Raw genomic sequence first — 22,064 nt, 5'->3', positions numbered from 1 at the left:
GGTGCTTGCTTAATCTACTTTTTAATTCTTTTACTTTTGCGAATAATTTGTTATTTGTTTAACTAATCCACTTTCCCGATGTATTTGACTTTTAATTACCCGCTCTAAAATTTTTGTATCAGCGTAAATGGATACTGACTCTTTCGCCCTAGTGATTGCAGTATAAAGTAAAGAGCGATTTAATAACGGTGAGAATTCAGTAGGTAGTATTATATTTACATGATCAAATTCCGACCCTTGTGATTTGTGTATTGTCATTGCATAGGCTGTTTCATGTTCAGGTAGTCGATAAGGTGAAAAGCCTTTAATTATGCCATCCGAAAAAGGAAAATAGACTCGCAATTTAGAACTATCATGTTTTGCATTTAGTGTAATCCCTATATCACCATTGTATAAACCTAACGATGTGCTGTTACGTAAAATCATAACTGGTCGACCGATATACCATTGTTCACGTTGCTTTAAATTAATCAATTTATGTTTAGCTAGTAGCAGTTCAATTTGTTTATTTAATCCTTCTACGCCAAATTTTCCTTCACGTACAGCACATAATAAACGGCATTGAGCAAATTTAGCCAAAACAGCAGCTATATCATTATTTGAGTGATGCCTAATGGCATTTAAGTAATCTTTATAATGTTCAACACAGTCTTCTAAAAGCGCTTGGTAGGTTTGACGTGATGAAAGTTCATAATAACTAACATCTTGCAAAGTATTATCAGCAAGTAGCTTTTTAACATTATGATACTGCCCTTCTTTTACTGCATTTGCTAACAATCCAATACCGGATGACTCGTTAAATCGATAACTTTTTTTCAGTAAACAGATGCTATCAGCGATTGTTGTTACTGGTTGGTTGGTAATTGGGATGGTATAGCCGGTTAACTTGCTTAGCTCATCGGCTCTTGATTGGCTGTACCCATTTGAAATAAAGTGACATAAGTCTCCAAAGACCGCTCCGGCCTCAACTGATGAAAGTTGGTCTTTGTCACCTAATAAAATTAGTCGAGCAGAAGCAGGTAGGGCTTCAATAATTCTCGCCATCATATTGAGATCAACCATTGAGGCTTCATCAATTACAAGAACGTCGATATGTAATTGGTTATTCTTGTTATAACTAAACGAGCGATTATCAGTTTTTGCGCCCAATAGTCGATGAAGTGTTACTGCTTCGGTTTTAATATTTAATGATTCAAAAGATAGCTGTTCAATTGCTCGCCCTAAGGATTCTGTTAATCGAGATGCTGCTTTGCCGGTTGGCGCAGCTGCTACGATTCGCGTTGCCGGGTTGTTTAATACTATTCCTGCTAGGATTTTAGCTACGGTAGTTGTTTTACCTGTACCCGGCCCACCAGAGATGATGGCAACTTTTCGTGTTAATGCAACAGCAACAGCAATCTTTTGCCAGTCAATACTTGCGCTATTGTGAGAAAATAGTTGGTCGAGTATTTTTTTTAAATTGATGTTTGGCGTAATATCCAATTGAGTTTGATTGAAATAGCGTGCAACAAAACGTTCATCTAACCACATGCGTTGAAAATAGAGTTTGTTTTCAATAAAAACTAAAGGTGCTAGTTGATCTCCAAAACTGACAACATGTTTATTAGACGCTAACTTAAGTACATTAATCCAATCGTTATTCGTCGGTGAATTAAGTTCTGACCAGATTTGTGGCTCAATATTTTCTAATCGAGTAAGATCAAGGCACACGTGCCCTGCTCTTACTTCCATACTTAAGGATAAAACTAAAAAAGCAAAACGTTTAGCAATGACTTCATCTTCACAATCAATTTTATTAACCAAAAATTGAGCCAAATGAAGATCTAATAAACTGATCTGACTATTTTGCTTAAATTGTTCTAACCATGTAATTAACATACTTTATACTTTGTTTTATTCGGTTTATAAACCATATATATCTCGTTCTTTACCATCTGGATAAGTGATTTTAAAACTTAGATTAAGGTTTTTACTTTCACTTGGGTTTAAGGTGAATTGCCACGTTAATAATCCGGTTTGTTTGTCATATTTTGCGCCATCATATTTGGTATCATTAAGTGTTACCGCTTTATTTAAGATAACAGGTAGTTGATCCTTCACAATAATATTTATTGGCAACGCTTTGGTATTTTTGACCTCAATAGTATAAGCATATTTTTCTGAAACATCATCACCAAATAGTGTAGGCGTCGAGGTCTCTTTTATATTACGATTTCTGGAAACTAAGATATTTTTATCACGCCCTAATGAAAAATCCAATGAGCCTTTAGTATTTTTGGTTGAAATCATCGTTTCCCCCATAAAATTACCACTGAAAAAGATATTGGCTTTTCCTGATAATAAATTCAGCTTATCCCAATCATTTATTTGCGCTAGTAAGTATGCGTTATTATTAAATTTAGGCATTGAAACATATTGGTAATTTGCTTTAACATCTTTGGTTTGTAATGTGATTATGTTATTTTTACTATCGTTTTTGATTGTATAAGGTAATTTAATATCAAATTGGGTATTGATACCTAATGTATTAACATTGCCAATTTGACTAGGATTAACCAATTTCGATTTGGCGTCACGTTCATAGTACTCTTGTTTTTCAGAGCTGGAAAAAAATAAACCGCTTTTTTCATTATAAACGTCAATATACCATGGATTAAAAACTGGTGGAGTAATATCTTTGCTCGGATTAGATGTCGATAAACTAAAATCAACATTTTGCCAATCTAAACCAGTGTTTTGGTGGATTTCTGCTTTATATGTTAATTGGAGTGGCGAATTGATATCCGCTACTCGCACATCATAAGCTGGTTCCCAACCTGCTTTAGTTGTGATATATGAAAGCGTGATAGGTAGCGTTATATCTTTGTCAGAAGCGACTTTGACTATAACGGCATTGTGTAGTTTTCCATTGTTAGTTTGCTTTTCATCTAGTTGTTTTTGATATTCGCTTATCTGCTCGTCTAACTGATCGACTTCTTTTTGTAATCGATTTTGTTCATTTAACGATGTGGTCATATTAGTTTTCACAAAATCTAATACATTTTTCATTGCTGTTAAGTCATCAGGCCCTTTTTTAGCTAAAGTATCTAAACGGTTACCTTGTAAAAGCAAAATTTGTTCCTTAACAGCTTTGAGTTGGATTTCTACTGTATCACGCTTTTCTTGTAATTGTTTCTGTTTTTCAATAATTGATTGAATATCTTCGGCGTTACGAATATTAGCCAGATATTTATCATTAAATGATGTAGATAATACTCGGACATCACTATTATTACCAAAACCTACATTGATTGTATTTGGTTTAACCTCATTAGCAATACCTGTTAATACTATTTCACTTTCACCTTTGGTTAATGAAACAGTTGACTGACCTTGTAATTCTGCGCCCTGAATAAATAATGTCACTTTATTTAATTTAACGTTATTATCAGCCAAAGCACTTCCCGAAATTAATGCAATTGCTAATGCAATTTTTTTCATTGAATTATTTCCTTATATCTTTCTGATTTTATGTATTAATTTACTAATTTTACTTAAAATGAAGATTGCCTATTTTTTAGGATTATAAAAGTATCCCCTATTTTATATTTAATTACTATTAGATTTAAATTAATAAGATAAAATTATTTTAATTGTTTAATATATTGAACATTTAATAAAATTAGTATAAATTATGTTACAGATATAAAACACAAAAAAAGAGAGGTGTTGCTATGAGTAATTTTAGCTATCTAAAACAGGCAATTAAGCGAAAAAATTTATCCCTACAAACTGTTGCCGATGCTTGTAAAATGACCAAAGGTTATTTAAGTCAACTTATCAATGATAAGGTTAAAAATCCTAGCGCACAAAAACTAAAATCACTTCATCACTATTTACAAATTGAAGAATCGACGATAAATAAAAAAGTTGGTGTTATATTTGGTAAGTTTTACCCATTACATACTGGGCATATTCATTTAATTCAACGAGCCATTAGTCAAGTCGATGAACTTTATGTTGTGCTCTGTTCAGATACTATCCGTGATATGGCACTGTTTGAACAAAGTGCAATGTCTCGCCAACCAACAATTAATGATCGTATTCGTTGGTTACTGCAAACGTTTAAATATCAAAAAAATATCCATATTGAATTATTAAAAGAAGATGGAATTCCTGCGTATCCAAACGGTTGGCTTGAGTGGAGTGATCGTGTCAAAAAACTATTTAGAGAAAAAGGCATAAAACCCAATTGCGTCTACTCGAGTGAACCGCAAGATGTCGCTATGTATAAAGATTTATTCGATTTAGAAACAGTACTTATCGACCCAGAACGAAAATTTATGCAAGTCAGTGGGACTCAAATCCGTCAAGCTCCGCTGCAAAATTGGCAATATATTCCGACTGAAGTAAGACCATTTTTTGTTAGAACTGTTGCTATTTTAGGCGGAGAATCCAGTGGAAAATCAACACTGGTTAATAAACTCGCCAATGTATTCAATACGACTAGTGCATGGGAATATGGTCGTGATTATGTATTTTCACAGCTTGGGGGGGATGAACGTGCCTTACAATATGCTGATTACGATAAAATCGCATTAGGTCATGCACAATATATTGATTTCGCAATTAAACACGCCAATAAGGTCTCTTTTATTGACACTGATTTTGTTACTACTCAAGCTTTTTGTAAAAAATATGAAGGTAAAGAACACCCTTTTCTACAGGCGATGATCAACAACTATCGTTTTGATTTAGTGATATTGTTAGGTAATAACACTCCATGGGTTGCTGACGGACTACGTTCACTAGGCAGTCCAAAACAACGGAAAGATTTTCAACAATTACTTATCTCAATTCTTGAAAAAAATAATATCAAATATATTCCAATTGATTCACCTGATTACGAAGAGCGCTATTTACGTTGTATTGAATTGGTTAATCAACTTATTAATGATAAAGAGTATTAATTATGAATAATTTAAGTCATCTTGCAATATTTATTGGACGTAATAAATTTTACCCTCTATTTTGTGTACTTTGTGTTACGTTAGCCTTTTTATATACTGATCCTTTTACCCATTTAAATTTACGTTATTTTGTTTCGTATATTGGTGCTTTTTGTGGGCTACTATGTGTTATTTTATTGGCTAAACGCAAAAATATGGGAAACCTTATCGGTATGCTGGCAGTGGTTGCAGAGTGCTATGCCAATTACTTGGGTAACAATATTGGCGCAGGCTTGCCAACTTTCTACTATTTTGGATCGCATATTGTTGGGTTAATCACTTGGGAAAAAAATCAAGATACACATAAAAATGTAAAAGTGCGTTCGTTGAGTGAAAATGCTTTTTTATATACCCTGATTTTTCTAATCGCAGCAGTATTTTTCAACGTCTACTTAACCAACGCAATGGGTGTTGAAAATACCGTTTATCAATTAATTACAAACTGTTTTATCTTCGGATTAGGCGTTGTAGCTCAACTACTATTAATGATGCGTTATTCATTCAATTGGTATTTATGGGTGATATTAAATGTGTTAGTGATTGGGTTAAATATATATACAAATAATATCGTAATCGCAACGCAATATTTAATCTACCTTTTCAATGCCATTTACGGTATTTGTGAATGGAAACAATCTGAATCAAAACAAACGACCTAACATGTTGTGTCTCATTAGCAGATTGTCGTTAAATGGATAATTTCATAATCAAAAAATAGAAAATAATAAACTTATTTTCTATTTTTTGACTAGCAGTGAGACAAACCTAAATTGATACTTCAATTTTTAAGTTAACCTGTTGAGATATTGGCATTAATATAGATAAACAGCGTTATTCAATTTCACCTTTCACCAAAGGTACAAATTTTACTTCGCCCATATTTTTCGTTATATAACTATCGCCATTACGCTCAATTAATTGTAAAACCTGATGGTTTACTCCTACGGGTATCACTAATCGACCTTTATCTGCTAATTGGTTAACAAGATTAATTGGTACTTCAGAAGCGGCTGCGGTAACAATAATACCATCAAAGGGACCACGCTCAGACCACCCTAACCAACCATTACTATGCCGAGTGGCAATATTGTGAATGTCGAGTTGTTTTAAACGACGTTTAGTATTCCACTGTAAGCTCTTTATTCTTTCCACCGAACAGACATGATCAACTAATTTTGCCAAAATTGCTGTTTGATAACCTGAACCCGTCCCTATTTCAAGAACTTTTGAATCAGGTTTGAGTTTTAACAATTCAGTCATGCGTGCAACGATGTAAGGTTGAGAGATAGTTTGTCCACTACCAATAGGTAAAGAACGATCATCATAAGCTTGATGAGAAAGAGCTTCATCAATAAAATACTCACGAGGTATGGAAGCAATAGCGGCTAATACTCGCTCATCTTTGATTCCTTGCTGACGCAGTAATTTAATTAAAGACTGCATTTTTAAACTTTGCATGCTAGTTACTCATTTTCTGTAATCAATTCACGTATTACACTTGTTGCATAGCAACCTGATGATAAATAGAAGTTAATTTCAATGCTATCATCATTTATCCATTGCCAATTAAGGTGCTGTGGGCGCAATAATATTGAACGTCTTGCGGTTTCAACACGCTCTTTCTTAAATAATTCAGTAAATTGTGACCAGTTGGCTAAACATTTTTGTTCAAATTCGAGTGAACAAGATTGAGTACCAAGTTGAGAATCCCCAATCATAGGCGCAGTAATATTAATTTCACCATTTAATAGGCGTGACTGTAGTAATGACAGGTCATTCGATTGCGCAACAAACCAACTTCCTCGTTGGGCTAATTGTAAAATATCACCATCTAAAACGGTTTGATGCAAACCTTGTTCGATACGTTTACTGACAACATCATTAAAAATGGCACTACGTGCTGCTGAGAGATAAAAACTTCTTTTTTTACGGTCTTTAACGGTAATTTCACCATTAGCCCATTTTAAGGCTTGAGTTATATTATTATCATCTCGACCAAAGCGCTGCTCGCCAAAATAATTAGGAACGCCATGTTGCTTAATTGAAGCTAATTTTGATTCAAGTTCACTGTTATCACTCAAATTAGTTAATCTAATTTGGAAGTAATTACCTTTTAACGCACCTATTTTTAATTTTTTATTATGCCTTGTAACCTTAAGAATCTGACAACCTGACAAATCAAAATCATCAAAATTAGGTGATTCTTTTCCTGGCATATGTAAACTGAACCATTGCTGAGTCACTGCATGGCGATCTTTAAGACCGGCATAACTCACCAATTTAGACGAAATACCGACATATTTTGCTAACTGTTCAGCAACAAAAATAGTATTACAATCCCTTTTTTCAAGATAAACAAAGACATGTTCACCTTCGCCGGTTAATTCAAAACCAAGATCTTCTGTCACCACAAAATCTTCATATTGTTGCTTGTATTGTCCCGTTGTCTTCGGCTTTCCATATAAATAATTAAGTTCTGCTAACACGAATAATGCCTATTATATAAATGAATCAATTTAACGTTTTTGAGAGAGTAATACTACGGCTTCACATGCGATACCTTCTTTGCGCCCAGTAAAGCCTAGTTGTTCAGTTGTGGTGGCTTTAACACTGATTTGATCAAAATGAACATTGAGATCTTCGGCAATATTAACTCGCATTTGATCAACATGAGGACGCATTTTCGGTTCTTGTGCAATAATAGTGGTATCTAAATTGACCAACTGGTAACCTTTTGCTTGAACAATGCTATAGACCTCTTTGAGTAATATGCGACTATCAATACCTTTATATTTAGGATCAGTATCAGGAAAAAGTTTTCCAATATCGCCTAATGCTAATGCACCAATTAGCGCATCAGTAATCGCATGTAACACAACATCGCCATCAGAGTGTGCAACCAATCCATATTGATAGGGTATTTTTACACCTGCTAAAGTAATGGGCCCTTCCCCCCCAAATTTATGAACATCAAATCCGTGCCCTATTCGCATATATCACCTTTTTGCATTTGGTTAGTTAGATAAAATGTGGCCAGTGCTAAATCTTCAGGATGTGTAATTTTTATATTATCACGGCGGCACTCAACCAAGCGTGGATGTCCACCAGCATATTCAATTGCTGACGCCTCATCTGTAATTGATATATGATTATTTAAAGCTTGTTTTAAGCAAGACTTTAGTTCGCCGACTTTAAATAACTGTGGTGTAGCAGCTCCCCACAAATACGTACGATCTTCTGAAGATTCGATAACGTTGTCATTGGTCTGGTAAGCTCGTTTGACAGTATCACTAATACGCGTTGCTAAAATAGCGCCTTGTTGTGTTTCAAACACAGTATTAATTAAACGACTAATATCATTATGATCAACACAAGGTCTGGCTGCGTCATGCACTAAAGCCCATTGTTCATCGTTTAGAATATTTAACCCGGCCAAAACTGAATCAGCGCGCGTTAAACCGCCATGCACAACATTAATTGCAGGATGAGTCGCAATAGGCAAAGTAGCAAAAAAGTTATCTTGAGCATGGATAGCAACGATAATCTGACTTATTCTTGGATGAGATAGTAACTTATGTAACGTATGTTCTAAAATGGTCATTGAACCAATTTTGAGATACTGTTTAGGCGTTTGGCTTTTCATTCGGCTACCAATCCCTGCTGCCGGAACGATTGCAATAATATTACTCGAGTTATTCACATAATGCCTTATTATTGATGAGAATTAGAATCGATAATTATTCGGTAAAAATATTCATTTGGTTTTACCATACCTAAATGGCTACGCGCTCGCTCTTCTATTGCTTCAGAACCACGTTGCAAATCGTTAATCTCAGCAAACATCTGTTCATTGCGTGCTTTAAGTTTATTATTCTTTTCATGCAAGCTGGCAAGCATATGCACATTTTCCTGATAATCATAGACATTATTTTTTCCAAACCACAAAGAGTACTGCAAATAGCCAAGTACCCCTAATAATATTAACGTTAATTTCCAGTTCCTAATCAATTTAACATTTCCTTTTATTTAAATGCATTTTACTGGTTTAGGTAAACCGGCTAATTTAGTTGCTTGTTTAGCTGGACCTTCTGGAAATAACTTATATAGATAACGGCTATTACTTTTTTCTGGTCCAAACTTTTTTTCTAATGCCTTGACTAGTGCTCGAATCGCAGGTGACGTTTTATATTCCAAATAGAAATCACGAACAAATAAGATAACATCCCAGTGAGCCTGAGTTAATTCAATGGATTCTTTTAGCGCTAGTTCTGGCACTAGCTCAACAGACCAATCCTGCCAATTTTTTAAATAACCGTTATCATCTGTTTTTATCTGTTCTAACATTTTTCAGCACGCTGTTTTATTTTCTGGATATTATACTCAATTATATGCAATCCAACACTAATTTTGATGGTTAAAGTCACAGTATGAAGCGAATAATGCTTAAAATTGACGAAAATTAAAGCAAACACGCTTTTTTTCAAAAATAGCTATTTACAAATAAGCCCGACTCCTTTAATATTCACAGCCATTGCGGAAGTGTGGCTGAGCGGTTGAAAGCACCGGTCTTGAAAACCGGCGAGGGGCGACCCTCCCAGAGTTCGAATCTCTGCGCTTCCGCCATCTTTCCTAAATATTAATCAATTAGTTTCAATTCAAAAAATTAATAAATTATCCTTCTTAAGTAATATCACATAGAATTAACTTAGAATATACAGTTAAAATATATCGTAACCTTTAAATTATTATTTTTCCAAAATATTAGATTTTTATAAATAAAAACGAATAACCTTAAAGTGATTACAATAAACTCTACCGAATACCTACTTGTATACTTAATGCCTATTCAACAAGTCTGATACTAAGTTAATGGCGTCTTGTTCAATCTGATCACGAAGACTCTTATCATTTTTATACTCTACACCTACATTAATAAGCCCTTCAAGAATCACCATCAGTTTATTTGTCAAAGACGCTTTATCGGAATAATCTTCAAGTTTTGAATAAATTAGGCTTCTAACAAATTCTTTATGCTCCATAAGGATATCTGATACGCAAGGCAAGGTTTCATGCATTTCCTCCACTGCTCGCATGAATAAACAGCCATTATAATCCACTTCGGAAAACCATTTTTTATGCCATTTAAATATTCCCAAAATAGCATTTTTCCCATTAAGTTCTGTAATAGAATCCTGAAGCTTTGAACGAAATATTGAGTCTCGATGTTTTAATACTTCTACTATAAGTTTATCTTTACTTCCAAAGTGATTATATAAAGTGGTTTTAGAACAACCTGACATATCCCTTATATCATCAACGCCTACACTTGAAAAACCAGTCCGATAAAACAGTTTTTCAGCAGTCTTAATAATTAATTCATCTGTTTTTTTCAAAATAAATCACCCAAATAAATTGCAGAGTGAACAGATCTGTACTATTATCAAGTTAGTGTACAGATCTGTTCATATTATCTATCCATACATTATAACTTATAAGGAAAACAATTAATGAAATTCTTTTTTGGCGGTAGTGAAAAACTACCTGGTAGACCCAAATTACTTGATTTATTTCAAGGACTGTTAGGCGGAACTTTGGCAATTTTAACGCTGGAGTATCTGACTCTCTATTCTGGTAACTATTTTATTATGGCGCCGTTTGGGGCATCATGTGTCATTTTATTTGCCGTTTCTCAGTCTCCTCTTGCACAACCAAGGAATGTAATTTTTGGGCATCTGATATCAGCATTTATTGGTCTTATATTTTTGAAATTATTTGGTGATTCAATTTTTATTACTGCTTTAGCGGTGGGTTGTGCTATTGTAGCAATGCAATTCTTAAGATGTGTACATCCCCCAGCAGGTGCGAATCCGTTGGTTATATTGTTAACAGCAAGTCAGGTTAATTACGATTTCAGCTTTTTATTGTTTCCCGTGCTTTCGGGCTCCATCTCTCTGGTAATCATAGCCTATGTGGTTAACAATCTACTATCAAAAAACAAGTGGCCAATCTATTGGTTAGCATTTTTTAGTGATAAAAAGAACAAGTGACTAATATCCCTTTAATTATGCTAAGGAATTCACTTATCGACTTGCAATATAAATCATCGTGCTTGTATCGATAAAGGAGGCTTAGAAAAGATTACGGGCGCTTATAATCGGTTAAGCAAGATAATAACCAATGACCAACCTGTCAAAGTTTACAACCTATTAATATTGGAATAGATAGTACCTGCTCTGTTGAATGTGCATACTGTTATGCAACCACATCAAAAGGGTATGTGCTAGCCAATAAAAGCTAGCAAAATAAATACAAAATTAGTAGGCAGTTCCTTAAAACAGATACGATTAAAGATAAGCCCTACAATTGCTACCTTATTTTATAAAATGAAAGATCTTAATAGCAAGATTCGGTTTTTATATCGTTGGTATCTTGTATATTATCAAGACTTATCATAGAGGTAGACGTAACATTTATTTTTCATTATAGAATGCACAAATAGAAAAATACTTTTATGTAATAAATAAAGTTTGATTTTTCTACAGCGTTTATTGGGACTTGCTTTAAGAAAAGATATGGCACACTTTAGTGATAATACTATTGAGTATCACCGATACTTCCTATGGGGTATTTCTGTAAGATTGGTAAAACTTTAGCAATTGGAGTTGTTACTAATACCAATGGATATAACAGATTAGTCATCATGATTCACAGTCATGGATTAATTGGTGGAGATGGAATACTTACTGGTTAGCCTGTGGAATAGCACAAAAAAGAAGCCGCTAACATTAGAAATGTCTTTCATTGCTTTATTAGCGTATTAACGTGCTGAAAAGGAGTATTTATAATGCATAAACAGAAACAGAAACAGAAACAGAAACAGATAGATTTTGATCGAATAAAAAAAGCCATCGGATATTTGAGTGAAAATTACAAATCTCAACCGACACTGGAACAGGCAGCAGAATATGTACATTTAAGTCCTTATCATTTCCAACGTATGTTTTCTAATTGGGCTGGCGTTAGTCCTAAGCAATTTCTAAGATATATCAGTCTCACTCACGCTAAAAATCTTCTAAGAGAAGAAAACGCCTCATTATTGGATACCACCTATGAGTTAGGTTTGTCGAGTACGAGCCGATTACATGACTTGTTTATTGATATTGAAGGTATGACGCCAGGAGAATATAAAAATGACGGTGAAAACTTATCAATTAACTATAGTTTTATTGAAAGCCCTTTTGGTGAAACCATCGTTGCATCAACAACCAAAGGAATTTGTTATCTCGCTTTTGTTGAGGATGAAAAGTCATCACTTCAATCATTGAAAGCGCTATATCCTAATGCACAATATCGACAATACACTGATCAGATTCAACAAAATGTAATCTTCGTATTTACACAAGACTGGTCAAAACTCAATAAAATAAAGTTGCATATTAAAGGTACTGATTTTCAATTAAAAGTGTGGCAGGCATTGTTATCAATTCCTATGGGAAAACTATCAACTTATAGCAACATAGCAAATAAGATAAATAATCCTAAATCAAGTCGTGCGGTTGGCTCTGCAATTGGTGATAACCCGGTGGCCTTCTTAATTCCTTGTCATAGAGTGATAAAATCAACAGGATTATTAGGGCAATATCATTGGGGTAGTGACCGTAAAGCAGCCATGATCGGTTGGGAAGGCATTAAAATACATGAACGGGAGGAGTAATCAACGTGAGTACTCTAAGCGATAGCGAAAAGATTCAAAACAGGTTATATAAAATTTGGTGGTTATATAACAAGTGTTATTGGATCAAGACTTTATCGACAACAATAATTTGATATTTTAGCAAGATTCGGATTGTTAGTAAGTTTGAGAAAATGCAAATATACACATAAAGTGTAAGTATTAGGAACGTAACAACATGGACAAATTACTCATTCATAAGATTTCTTATTCCAATTTATGTGCGCAATTCTCTGAACAAATAATAATAGCGGTGCTTCCGATTATAGCAGTGCTATCTATACATGCTTCAGCATCTGAAACGGCATTGATACAAATGATAAATACATTACCGTTTCTATTACTATCTATTCCAATGGGAATTCTTGCAGATAGAGTATCTAGAAAGAAAATGATGATAGTAGTAGAAATAGCTCGTGCAGTGGCTATATTTATATTATTTTATTTGACATTTTCAGGGAGTCTTTCAATAAATAAAATTGCATTATTCGGTTTTTTTATAGCCATTGGTACTGTTATTTACAGTGTTGCTAGTCCAGCTTTAGTCGCTTCTTTTGTCATAAAAGAACAGTTGATTAATGCCAATAGATCAATAGAAATTGCTAAAAGCATGGCTTTTATCGCTGGCCCTGCTTTAGGAGGTATTCTTGCCGGCTATTTTTCTGGGGGGTTAGCATTTATATTCGCTTTTTTACTCTCGATAATTAGCGCATTTTTTTTAATATGTTTACCTAAAGAATCAGTACAAAAAAAATCAGACAGAAACATAATTCAAGAACTAGGTGATGGTTTTATTTTTCTAGTCAGAAATCAATATTTAAGACCAATCACAATAACGGCTTTTGTCTTTAATTTATCATTTAATTTGCTATTATCGATTTTTGCTTACTATACTATCAATAATCTCGCTTTTACTTCCTTTGAAGTTGGGATGTCCTTAAGCCTAATCGGTTTAGGAATGTTATTCGGATCCGTTTTATACAAGTTTATATCTACAAAGATAAATTTTGGATTCCAACTGACTTTAGGCCCTATATCTGCTTTTGTCGCATCAATATTGATGCTTTCAACTATTATTTATCCTATAAAAGAATTGGTTTTTATTTCTTTTTTCTTTTTTGGGTTTGGACCTATCATATGGACTATATCAACCGTATCGCTTAGACAGCTAGTTACGCCTAATAACATGATAGCGAAAATATCATCGGTGATTATGACGGTTACTTTTGGAGCACGACCTTTAGGTGCTGCTCTAGGTGTATATATAAGCGTAAATTTTGATGTGTATAGTTGTATTTTTGTTGTCTTTATCGGTTTTTTTATTCAGTTAGCTATTATTCTTTTCTCAAAAGCAGCCAAACTAAAAAATTTATCTGATGTAGAGAAGTAATGCTATAAAAAAGCATCAAAATGTATTGTTATGTGAAATATGATTAAAAGTCACATCATCTAAGAACGATATTTAAATCGGTAACAGTTATTACTCGTTTCAACAATATCACCGTGATGTACCTGCCAATCTATTCGTGAATTTCATTATCACATGAAATAACCATCTAAAATAATCCGTATTATTAAACCGTAATAACATATTTTTCATGGAGACATTTTTAGCGATATGATAAACCATCAATTAAGTAGATTATCCTCAGACAAGTAAACTAATTCCATCAAAGGAAAAGCAAGAATAATTAACCAATAAAATAGTCAATATTTTTTCATTTTATATCTGAATTATTATTTACTTTCATTTTGGTTTTTTGAAATAGTTAATGATTGCGTCAGCTGTTAGATTTCTTGTTAAATTTTTACGCCAAATAAGAAAAATATCGATTCTTAATTTCGAATCTTGATTTTTAATTAACTTTTTATATATAACACCATCAACTTTCGCTTGAGTCATTGATTGTGGTAAGAGCATCATCCCTTTCCCTAATGATACATCGAGTAACATAGATAAGTTATCTGCTAATTCAGCACGGCGAACAATAGGAGAAGTTAACGTTTTAAAAACACGTTCACATTGTTCATAAAAAACTGGGTTTTGATATTGTTTAAACCAAAAAAGAGGCAAGTCTGTTACGTCATTTAAATCAACACGTTCAAGCTTACTACAACGATGGCTTGCTGGTAATACTAAAATCATAGGTTCTTTATAAACTAATAGAGAGTTTTCATTTATATCTCTCAGTTGATAGTCGGAAACAAATGCAAAATCGATATTCCCTTTTTGTAGTTCTTGTAACAGTTCTTTAGAAGTATAGTTATGTTTATAAATTTCAGTTTCTTCGCTAAAATCTGATAAGAATAATTTGAAATAGGGAATAAAATCAAAACTGAGTGTTTTAGTCATGCCTAGTCTGATCTTTTCTACATCTTGAGCTTTGATTAACCGCGTAATTAAACAAAGTTCATTTAGTATATATGTCGCTTTTGATTTAAATTCTTCTCCCTCTTTAGTTAAAACAACACTATGCGGATTTCTCAAAAAAAGGGTTACTTTTAGCTTTTCTTCAAGATCTTTTATTTGAATTGATAAAGGTGGTTGGCTTATATTTAACTTTTCAGCAGCTCCTCTGAAACTTCGTTCCTCACATACTGCGATAAAATACTGCAACTGTTTAATAGTGGGTAATCTTTTACTGTATATATCCAAAACGCCTTAAACCTCCCTATATTTAAATCACTCTAATTTCCAAAAGGTTATTTGAAATATTCTTACTTGATGATGCAGATAAATTTAATTCTCAAAGATTAAATAAATTAATCTATTACTGACAATTATTTCAAATAAATTTTGACTCAACTCATTTTTCTACAACTTGAAATAATACAAAGCAAATCTTCATTCCTTTTTTCTAAACTAGCGATGAATTTAGTTTTTCTATCAATAGTCGATATGCTTTTATAATGGCGGTGTTATCTAGCGATAAAATAATTTAACGTGAGTAAATCATTCTGTAGAAATGCCAATTCAGATTCAACTGTTAGTATTACTTGCCATGGATTTTAGGGTAAAACTTAGCTGATTTCAAATATGTTATCCTCGATTTATCATGTGGTTAGAATAAAAAAATGAAAGATATTTAATTATTAAATTCTGGAATATCTTTTACCTTGATGTTCATCATATACCAAATTGAATGAATTTTAATTTTTTATAATGGATTACTCCTCTTTTGCGATTCTTTAGATAATAACAAGTATTCCAACCTTTGATGATTTAAATTTCATATTACAAAATAAATATTTTTATAAATAGATTTTTTTATTTAGTCTTTCAATCGTCATAGCGAATAAAAATAATTAAATCAATTTATGTGCTTCAGCTAATGCCTTAAATTCGTTTCGCTCAAACATAAATTACTAAACCATCATCTTCGTAGATGCTATTTTTTCGAATCGCTATGAAGTAAAAATATCGGCTCATGATTTTTCAAACTTTAAAAGGATTTGAATTATGAAATCAACTATCATAGTGGAAAAAAAACAAGAACAATCAACCACAAGTATTCTTGTTTCTGCTGTACTCATTGTGCTTTTAGTTGGTTCAGTTTATATTAGCCAACTCATTTTTCAGGAAATTTCGACAAGTTTCAATATAGATATTTTGAATGCTCGAAGTATTTTTAGCCTATCTTGTTTTTGTTATGCGATTTCATTTTTTATTTATGGGCCGTTATCAGATAAGGTTTCCACCCGATTACTGGTTGCTTTTGGTAGTTTTGGGACTATTGTTTGCCTAGGTATAGCAAGTTTTGTCCAGTCTTTTAACATTTATTTAGTTATTATGTCATTGATAGGTTTTTTTGCTGCATCCGTTCCCGCAGCATTATTTGCCTATACCGCAAAAAATACACCTAACGAAAAGTTGCCACAAGCAATGGGGATAATGATTTCTGCCTCCACTGTAGGTATTATTTTTAGCCGTAGTATAGTCGCAATGATGACCGATTATTGGTCTTGGCAGATAGCGTTCCTAATTTATGCATCTCTCATTATTTGTGCCTGTCTTTTTATTCCTATCGGTATCAAAAAAACCAGCAATAATTCTTTTCACACTAGTATAACCAGCACCTATCTTAGCGCTGCAAAATTATTATTTAATCAGACTGTGCTTATATTTCTGATTATCGGTTTTTTGCTTTTTTTTGTATATCTCGGATTATTTTCATTATTAACTATTTATTTAAAAGGCTCTCCTTTTTATCTTTCATCTACGATATTAGGGTGGCTCAATTTTGCAGGAATAAGTGCTGTAATTGGTAGCATAATTACAAGCAAATTATCTCAATTTATAACTAAAGGTAATTTATTAATTATCTGCCTCGTATTGGTAAGTGTTTCAGTAGTTACAATAGGATACAGTACAAATTTACTCTGTATCGCATTAGGTATTTTTGGTTTATTTCTTTTTGTGTTTGGTCTTCAACCGATAGTCATTTCTCTTCTTAATCAAATTGTTCCGGTTAATTCAAGAGGAGCGATATCTTCTTTATATCTTCTGTCTTGCCTAGCTGGAGGAAGTATTGGTACGTATCTGTTAGGTATTTTTTATGAAAACTTTGACTGGGATGGCGTAATTTTTACCTGCATTATTCTAACAATAATCAATATAGCTATAACACTATTGGGTATCAAATTGTTAAAGAAACAACAAAAAAAACAGAATTAAGATTATTAATAGTTGAGCATTAATGGGATATTTATTTTGTAATAAGGAGAAACATTTACCATGAAAAAACTTTTATTGTCTAGCATCATTTTTTTATTTTCTACGTTATTTGGAGGAATGAGTATGGCCGAATTAAAAACCATTGCTAATTCGTTTAATGCGCCTACCGGTATTGCTTTTGACAACGCAGGCGCTATGTATGTTACCAATTGGTCTAGCGATTCGATCGTTAAAATTAACGCTAATGGGAAAAAAGAAACTGTTTATTCGAATATCTCATCACCTGCAGGAATTGTCATTGATGCTCAAGATAATATCTATGTCGCTTCTTATGGGGATGATTATATCTTGAAAATTTCGGCTAACGGCGAAACTAAAAAAATTTCTGATGGATACCATACCCCAACAGGTATTGCATTTTCTAAATCGGGAAAATTACTTATTACCAATCGTTCAACAGGTGAAATTGTTTCACTCGATTTAAATAATGGTAAAAAAGAAATTATTGTCAAAGGATTATCCACTCCAGTCGGAGTTACAGAACTTCCTGATAATAGTTTAGTGGTTTCTCAATATAGTGGTCGTTTGACTCTTATCGATCCTAATGGCAATAAAACTGAGTTGGGTAGTAGTTTTACTCGTCCTGGTGTTGGTATTGTCACTATTTCGCCTAGTGTGGTAGCCGTAATTGATAATGGTGCAAATATGGTTCGTGAGATTGATGTAAAGACTAAAAAGGTCAATACCTTAGTTTCTTCGTTATCCGGTGCAGTTGCTCTTGCTTTGCATAATAATCATTATTACATTGGCACATGGGGAGATGGTAGTGTTCATAAGTTTAATAAGAATTAATAATTTGAATTAGCGACAATAGGTTTAACAAACAATCCAAGATTTTGGGTAAAAGTATTAAGCAAATCTTCTAATGCTTTGATAACTGATTGATTTTATGAAATCCCCCATATGTTCTAACTATTAATGCTATTTCTGATTTCGTTCATTATTAAAACTTCGATATTAAATAAAAAAAGCCCTAAATAATTAGGGCTTTTCAGTTAAAGCATGATTACGATTAAAATCTTCAACTATTTTTTCTTACCTTTGTATTCATCATAATACTCTTGAGCCAATTTACGCATTGATAAGCCAATTGCCGCATATTGATACTCATTTAAGTTAGCTAATGAGGCACGAGCTGAAGGATGTTGCACAGCAAATCCTTTACCTGGTAATAGCACCACACCCGCTTCATCAGCAATTCTGAATAGTAATTCAGACGGATTTTTATTTTTAAGAATCCATTTGGCAAATTTATCATCATAAAGTTCACGACAAATGTGTTCAAGGTCGATTAGCGTATAATAATCAACACTGTTTCCATCTGTTTTATGTTTCAGACCCACATGCTGATATAGCGAAGCCGCACGACGACGTATTAATGTTTTCAACGTTGTTTTATAGCTCTCATCCGTGTCCATCATTTCACAGAGTGCAAATAATACCATTTGCACTTGTTGAGGTGTTGAAAGTCCTGCTGTATGGTTTAATGCAACTGCACGACTATCAGCAACTAAACGATCAATAAATTTGAGATTTTCAGGATCGGTAACAATTGAGCTATAACGTTTATTTAAAACTTGTTTTGCTTTACTTGGCAATGATCGAATTGTTTTATCAATGACATTATCTTGTGCTGTTGCAATTACCCCTAAACGCCAACCCGTTGCCCCAAAATATTTAGAGAATGAGTAAACTAGAATGGTATTTTTAGGGCAAATAGCAAACAAAGATTGGAAATCATCGGCAAATGTACCGTACACATCATCCGTTAAAATAATGAGATCAGGACGTTTTTTAACAATATCAGCTATAATTTTTAAGCTTTTATCATCAATTTTTACGGATGGTGGATTGGAAGGGTTAACAAGGAAGAAAGCTTTAATAGCAGGATCTTCTAATTTGCGTAATTCTGATTCAGGATACTGCCAATTTAAATTAGGATCCGAATTAATTAATACTTCAACTAATTGATAATCATTTAAGGCTGGAATTTCAAGATAAGGGGTAAAAATTGGTGCGCCAATTGCAATTTTATCGCCATTATGAATCAAACCATTTTCTTTCATCGAATTGAAAACATAAGCCATGGCGGCTGTACCACCTTCGGTTGCAAAAAGGTCGATATCATCGATATTTAGATAGCTTGCCCCCATTTGTCTTAACACATAAGATTTAACGACTTTTTCACTGAACCGTAGCATTCGATCAGGAACAGGATAGTTACAACCTAAAATTCCTTCTACCATTTCTTGTAAAAATGCATTTTCATCAAGACCAAGTTGATCACGAATATACGAAAATGCTTTACCTAAGAATGGAACACCTGGTGTGTTGTAGTTTTGACGAATAAAATGTTCAAAACGCCCTGTTAATCCATCTTTAATTGGAAAACCACCTACTCCTTCATTGAGATAAGAATAAGACATTTCTGATTCTTGAATCGCAAAAACACCAAGCTGGAAAAAAGCTTGACGCGGCCAAGTTGCTAAAAAATTAGGATTACCACGTCCTGCATTTAACATAGCATGATCAGGATGGCTTTGAGCAAGTTTAATTAAGTTATCTTTTAATTCAAAAGGACTTAAATTAGCATATTTTGCGTAATCTGATTTGTTCTTCATAATCTTTTACCTTTAATTTGAGTTTTTGCTTAAACAAAAGCCACAACCAATGGACCTAATAAAGTTAGGAATACATTCGCCAGTGCGTAGGTAATAGCAAAAGAATTAGTCGGTGTTGAATTGCCTGCTTTATTTAGCACTTCACCAAAGGCTGGGTTAGCACTTCGTGAACCCGCTAAAGCTCCGGCAAATACAGCGGAGTTTTTATAACCAAGCACATATTTACCAAAATAAATCGCCAGTAACATCGGTAACAGAGTAACCACAACCCCGATTAAAAACAGAGATAACCCTTGTTCTTTAATGGTATCGATTGCTTGAAGACCAGAACTTAAACCCACGACTGCTACAAAGCCTGCTAAACCAAAATCTTTTAAAAGCTGCAAAGCACCAGTTGGAATATTACCAACGGTTTGATGGAAAGATCGATACCAACCAAATAAGAGACCAGAAAGTAATGCACCACCACCTGCGCCTAGGGTAATTGGAATATCGCTAACACGAATTACAATTAATCCAATAATCAACCCAACGACAAGACCTAAACCATGAAATATCCAATCTGTTTTTTCGCTTTTGGTAATCGGTGCACCAATTCGATCTATAACACGTCGAAGATCACTATCCGCCCCATAAATGGTTATCACATCACCTAGTTTTAAAACAATATCATTGTTTAATGGAAGGCTTTGACCATCGCGATGAATCGCAACTAAATAGATACCATGTTTTAAACTGATTACTTCGTCAGATGAAAGGACTTGTGTTAAATTCTCACCAACATAACGAGAATTACGCATTTCAACATCTTGAGTATTCATCACCACATCCATTCCTGATGCAGAATTAATTTCTGTACCCAAAAGATCATTCGCTTGAATCATGGCATCACGGTGACCAACAACTAAAATAATATCTTTAGCTTTAATCAATGTTTCAGGTGTCGCTTCAAGAATTTTATTGCCTCGTTTTATTCGTTCAATGCTAATGCCATTTACCGTTTTTTCAATATCAGAAACACTTTGATTGATCTTATTTGTCACCCGATACAAACGGCCACTAATATCAGATAAAGCAAAATTTTGATTAGCACCTAATAACATCGAACCATGAAGTTGTTCAGCCTGCGCCTTAATTGCATCATCGCTGATATCTCTACCCATAATTTTAGGTAAAATATTAACACAAACAATAATGGCACCAAGGGAACCAAAGATATAAGTTACAGCATAGCCAATGGTGACATTACCTTGTAAGCGACTTAACTCTTCTGTGCTTAAACCAAGTTGAGTTAACGCATCAGAAGCAGTACCCATAATAGCGGATTGTGTCAATCCTCCTGCAGCAAGACCGGCTGCCAACCCTTTATCTAAATGGAATATTTTTGCTAAAACAACGACAGTCACAAAACCTGCAACCGCAATGAAAAGTGCTAAAAAGATTTCTCGTAATGTTTTAATACCTAAAGAGCGGAAAAACTGAGGGCCACTTTCAAACCCAACAGCATAAATAAATAGTGCGAAAAGTACCGCTTTAACGCCAGCATCAACAGTTACACCAAATACACTCAGTGCTACAGCGACAAGCAGTGAACCGGCTACGCCACCAAGCTGAAATTTACCGATACGAATCCCACCAATTAAATAACCTAAACTCAATGAGAGAAATAATAATATTTCTGGTGAGTGTTTGAGTCCATCTAAAATCCAATTTGAAAGCCATTGAAACATAATTATTGTCCTCAAGTGCTAAAATGATGAATTAAGAATATATGAAAAGGTATAAAAAGGAATTTAAAGAATATTCACTAATTTTTATGAATACATTAATATATTAAACTGCTATTTAAAGAATAGAAAGTTAATTTTAACAATTGATATCATCGATAATGCATTTCATAAAAAATAAACCTATTTTTTGATTTCAATAACATTAAGTAAGAATTTAAATTTATATTATTTGATTAACAAGCTCAAAAAAATTATTGA

At 33.5% G+C, this 22,064-nt stretch carries 19 protein-coding genes and 1 tRNA gene; 8 read left to right on the top strand and 12 right to left on the bottom strand.

Annotated elements, in window-relative coordinates; translation table 11 throughout:
- Nucleotides 1-30: 30 nt before the first annotated feature.
- Nucleotides 31-1,878, bottom strand: a complete 1,848-nt coding sequence (gene recD / locus ACKJXD_RS05475) for an exodeoxyribonuclease V subunit alpha (protein WP_430875752.1) — start codon at nucleotides 1,876-1,878, stop codon at nucleotides 31-33.
- Nucleotides 1,879-1,902: 24 nt separating this feature from the next.
- A complete protein-coding gene (locus tag ACKJXD_RS05470) occupies nucleotides 1,903-3,480 on the bottom strand; it encodes a mucoidy inhibitor MuiA family protein (protein WP_430875751.1) in 1,578 nt (525 codons plus the stop codon).
- 233 nt (nucleotides 3,481-3,713) lie between these two features.
- On the opposite strand from ACKJXD_RS05470, the gene nadR reads away from it, so the two are divergent.
- The gene (gene nadR / locus ACKJXD_RS05465; RefSeq protein ID WP_220216660.1) at nucleotides 3,714-4,949 is read left to right on the top strand and encodes a multifunctional transcriptional regulator/nicotinamide-nucleotide adenylyltransferase/ribosylnicotinamide kinase NadR; all 1,236 of its coding nucleotides are present in this window, start codon (nucleotides 3,714-3,716) and stop codon (nucleotides 4,947-4,949) included.
- Between the two features lie 2 nt (nucleotides 4,950-4,951).
- Entirely contained in the window at nucleotides 4,952-5,647 is a 696-nt protein-coding gene (gene pnuC / locus ACKJXD_RS05460; RefSeq protein WP_220216659.1) for a nicotinamide riboside transporter PnuC, read from the top strand.
- 172 nt (nucleotides 5,648-5,819) lie between these two features.
- On the opposite strand, the gene ACKJXD_RS05455 is transcribed toward pnuC, so the two are convergent.
- From ACKJXD_RS05455 to ACKJXD_RS05430, 6 genes are read right to left on the bottom strand one after another with little or no spacing between them, the layout of a single operon-like run.
- Nucleotides 5,820-6,446, bottom strand: coding sequence for a protein-L-isoaspartate(D-aspartate) O-methyltransferase (locus ACKJXD_RS05455; RefSeq protein ID WP_220216658.1), 627 nt, complete (start codon nucleotides 6,444-6,446; stop codon nucleotides 5,820-5,822).
- 5 nt (nucleotides 6,447-6,451) lie between these two features.
- Nucleotides 6,452-7,474, bottom strand: coding sequence for a tRNA pseudouridine(13) synthase TruD (gene truD, locus ACKJXD_RS05450; protein ID WP_430875750.1), 1,023 nt, complete (start codon nucleotides 7,472-7,474; stop codon nucleotides 6,452-6,454).
- A 30-nt stretch (nucleotides 7,475-7,504) separates the two neighbouring features.
- On the bottom strand, nucleotides 7,505-7,981 hold the full coding sequence (gene ispF, locus ACKJXD_RS05445; RefSeq protein ID WP_220216656.1) for a 2-C-methyl-D-erythritol 2,4-cyclodiphosphate synthase: 477 nt from the start codon (nucleotides 7,979-7,981) through the stop codon (nucleotides 7,505-7,507).
- Nucleotides 7,972-8,688: a 2-C-methyl-D-erythritol 4-phosphate cytidylyltransferase gene (ispD, locus tag ACKJXD_RS05440; protein WP_255556820.1), complete on the bottom strand. Its 717-nt coding sequence runs from the start codon at nucleotides 8,686-8,688 to the stop codon at nucleotides 7,972-7,974. Before ispD ends, ispF begins: the two co-directional genes overlap by 10 nt.
- 11 nt (nucleotides 8,689-8,699) lie before the next feature.
- A complete protein-coding gene (gene ftsB / locus ACKJXD_RS05435) occupies nucleotides 8,700-8,993 on the bottom strand; it encodes a cell division protein FtsB (protein ID WP_220217273.1) in 294 nt (97 codons plus the stop codon).
- Between the two features lie 21 nt (nucleotides 8,994-9,014).
- On the bottom strand, nucleotides 9,015-9,332 hold the full coding sequence (locus ACKJXD_RS05430) for a TusE/DsrC/DsvC family sulfur relay protein (RefSeq protein WP_220216655.1): 318 nt from the start codon (nucleotides 9,330-9,332) through the stop codon (nucleotides 9,015-9,017).
- A 191-nt stretch (nucleotides 9,333-9,523) separates the two neighbouring features.
- Here ACKJXD_RS05430 and ACKJXD_RS05425 point away from each other — a divergent pair.
- Nucleotides 9,524-9,611: transfer RNA gene (locus tag ACKJXD_RS05425), tRNA-Ser, on the top strand.
- 212 nt (nucleotides 9,612-9,823) lie between these two features.
- Here the strand turns inward: ACKJXD_RS05425 and ACKJXD_RS05420 are convergent.
- Nucleotides 9,824-10,381 (bottom strand): TetR/AcrR family transcriptional regulator, encoded by a 558-nt coding sequence (locus ACKJXD_RS05420; RefSeq protein WP_430875749.1) that lies wholly within the window; start codon nucleotides 10,379-10,381, stop codon nucleotides 9,824-9,826.
- Between the two features lie 114 nt (nucleotides 10,382-10,495).
- Between ACKJXD_RS05420 and ACKJXD_RS05415 the strand changes: the two genes are divergently transcribed.
- The 3 genes from ACKJXD_RS05415 (at nucleotide 10,496) to ACKJXD_RS05405 (ending at nucleotide 14,110) form a co-directional block, all read left to right on the top strand.
- Nucleotides 10,496-11,035 carry an HPP family protein gene (locus ACKJXD_RS05415; protein ID WP_430875748.1) on the top strand — a complete coding sequence of 180 codons (540 nt, stop codon included), beginning with the start codon at nucleotides 10,496-10,498 and terminating at the stop codon, nucleotides 11,033-11,035.
- A gap of 797 nt (nucleotides 11,036-11,832) precedes the next feature.
- Complete coding sequence (locus tag ACKJXD_RS05410; protein ID WP_430875747.1) at nucleotides 11,833-12,702, top strand: methylated-DNA--[protein]-cysteine S-methyltransferase; 870 nt, start codon at nucleotides 11,833-11,835, stop codon at nucleotides 12,700-12,702.
- A gap of 196 nt (nucleotides 12,703-12,898) precedes the next feature.
- A complete protein-coding gene (locus ACKJXD_RS05405; RefSeq protein WP_430875746.1) occupies nucleotides 12,899-14,110 on the top strand; it encodes an MFS transporter in 1,212 nt (403 codons plus the stop codon).
- A gap of 357 nt (nucleotides 14,111-14,467) precedes the next feature.
- Here the strand turns inward: ACKJXD_RS05405 and ACKJXD_RS05400 are convergent, their stop codons facing one another.
- A complete protein-coding gene (locus tag ACKJXD_RS05400) occupies nucleotides 14,468-15,376 on the bottom strand; it encodes a LysR family transcriptional regulator (protein WP_430875745.1) in 909 nt (302 codons plus the stop codon).
- A gap of 804 nt (nucleotides 15,377-16,180) precedes the next feature.
- On the opposite strand from ACKJXD_RS05400, the gene ACKJXD_RS05395 reads away from it, so the two are divergent.
- Nucleotides 16,181-17,395 carry an MFS transporter gene (locus tag ACKJXD_RS05395; RefSeq protein WP_430875744.1) on the top strand — a complete coding sequence of 405 codons (1,215 nt, stop codon included), beginning with the start codon at nucleotides 16,181-16,183 and terminating at the stop codon, nucleotides 17,393-17,395.
- A 60-nt stretch (nucleotides 17,396-17,455) separates the two neighbouring features.
- Entirely contained in the window at nucleotides 17,456-18,247 is a 792-nt protein-coding gene (locus ACKJXD_RS05390; protein WP_430875743.1) for a serine/threonine protein kinase, read from the top strand.
- 233 nt (nucleotides 18,248-18,480) lie between these two features.
- Here ACKJXD_RS05390 and ACKJXD_RS05385 read toward each other — a convergent pair whose 3' ends face one another.
- Both ACKJXD_RS05385 and aspT read right to left on the bottom strand, forming a co-directional pair.
- Nucleotides 18,481-20,076: a bifunctional aspartate transaminase/aspartate 4-decarboxylase gene (locus ACKJXD_RS05385; RefSeq protein ID WP_220216647.1), complete on the bottom strand. Its 1,596-nt coding sequence runs from the start codon at nucleotides 20,074-20,076 to the stop codon at nucleotides 18,481-18,483.
- Between the two features lie 29 nt (nucleotides 20,077-20,105).
- The gene (gene aspT / locus ACKJXD_RS05380; protein ID WP_294826404.1) at nucleotides 20,106-21,806 is read right to left on the bottom strand and encodes an aspartate-alanine antiporter; all 1,701 of its coding nucleotides are present in this window, start codon (nucleotides 21,804-21,806) and stop codon (nucleotides 20,106-20,108) included.
- Between the last annotated feature and the right edge of the window lie 258 nt (nucleotides 21,807-22,064).

This window comes from Gilliamella sp. G0441 (assembly GCF_050589305.1).
Lineage (GTDB): Bacteria > Pseudomonadota > Gammaproteobacteria > Enterobacterales > Orbaceae > Gilliamella.
The sequence above is the reverse complement of the archived record's forward strand: the minus strand, read 5'-3'. Positions and strand labels throughout refer to the sequence as shown.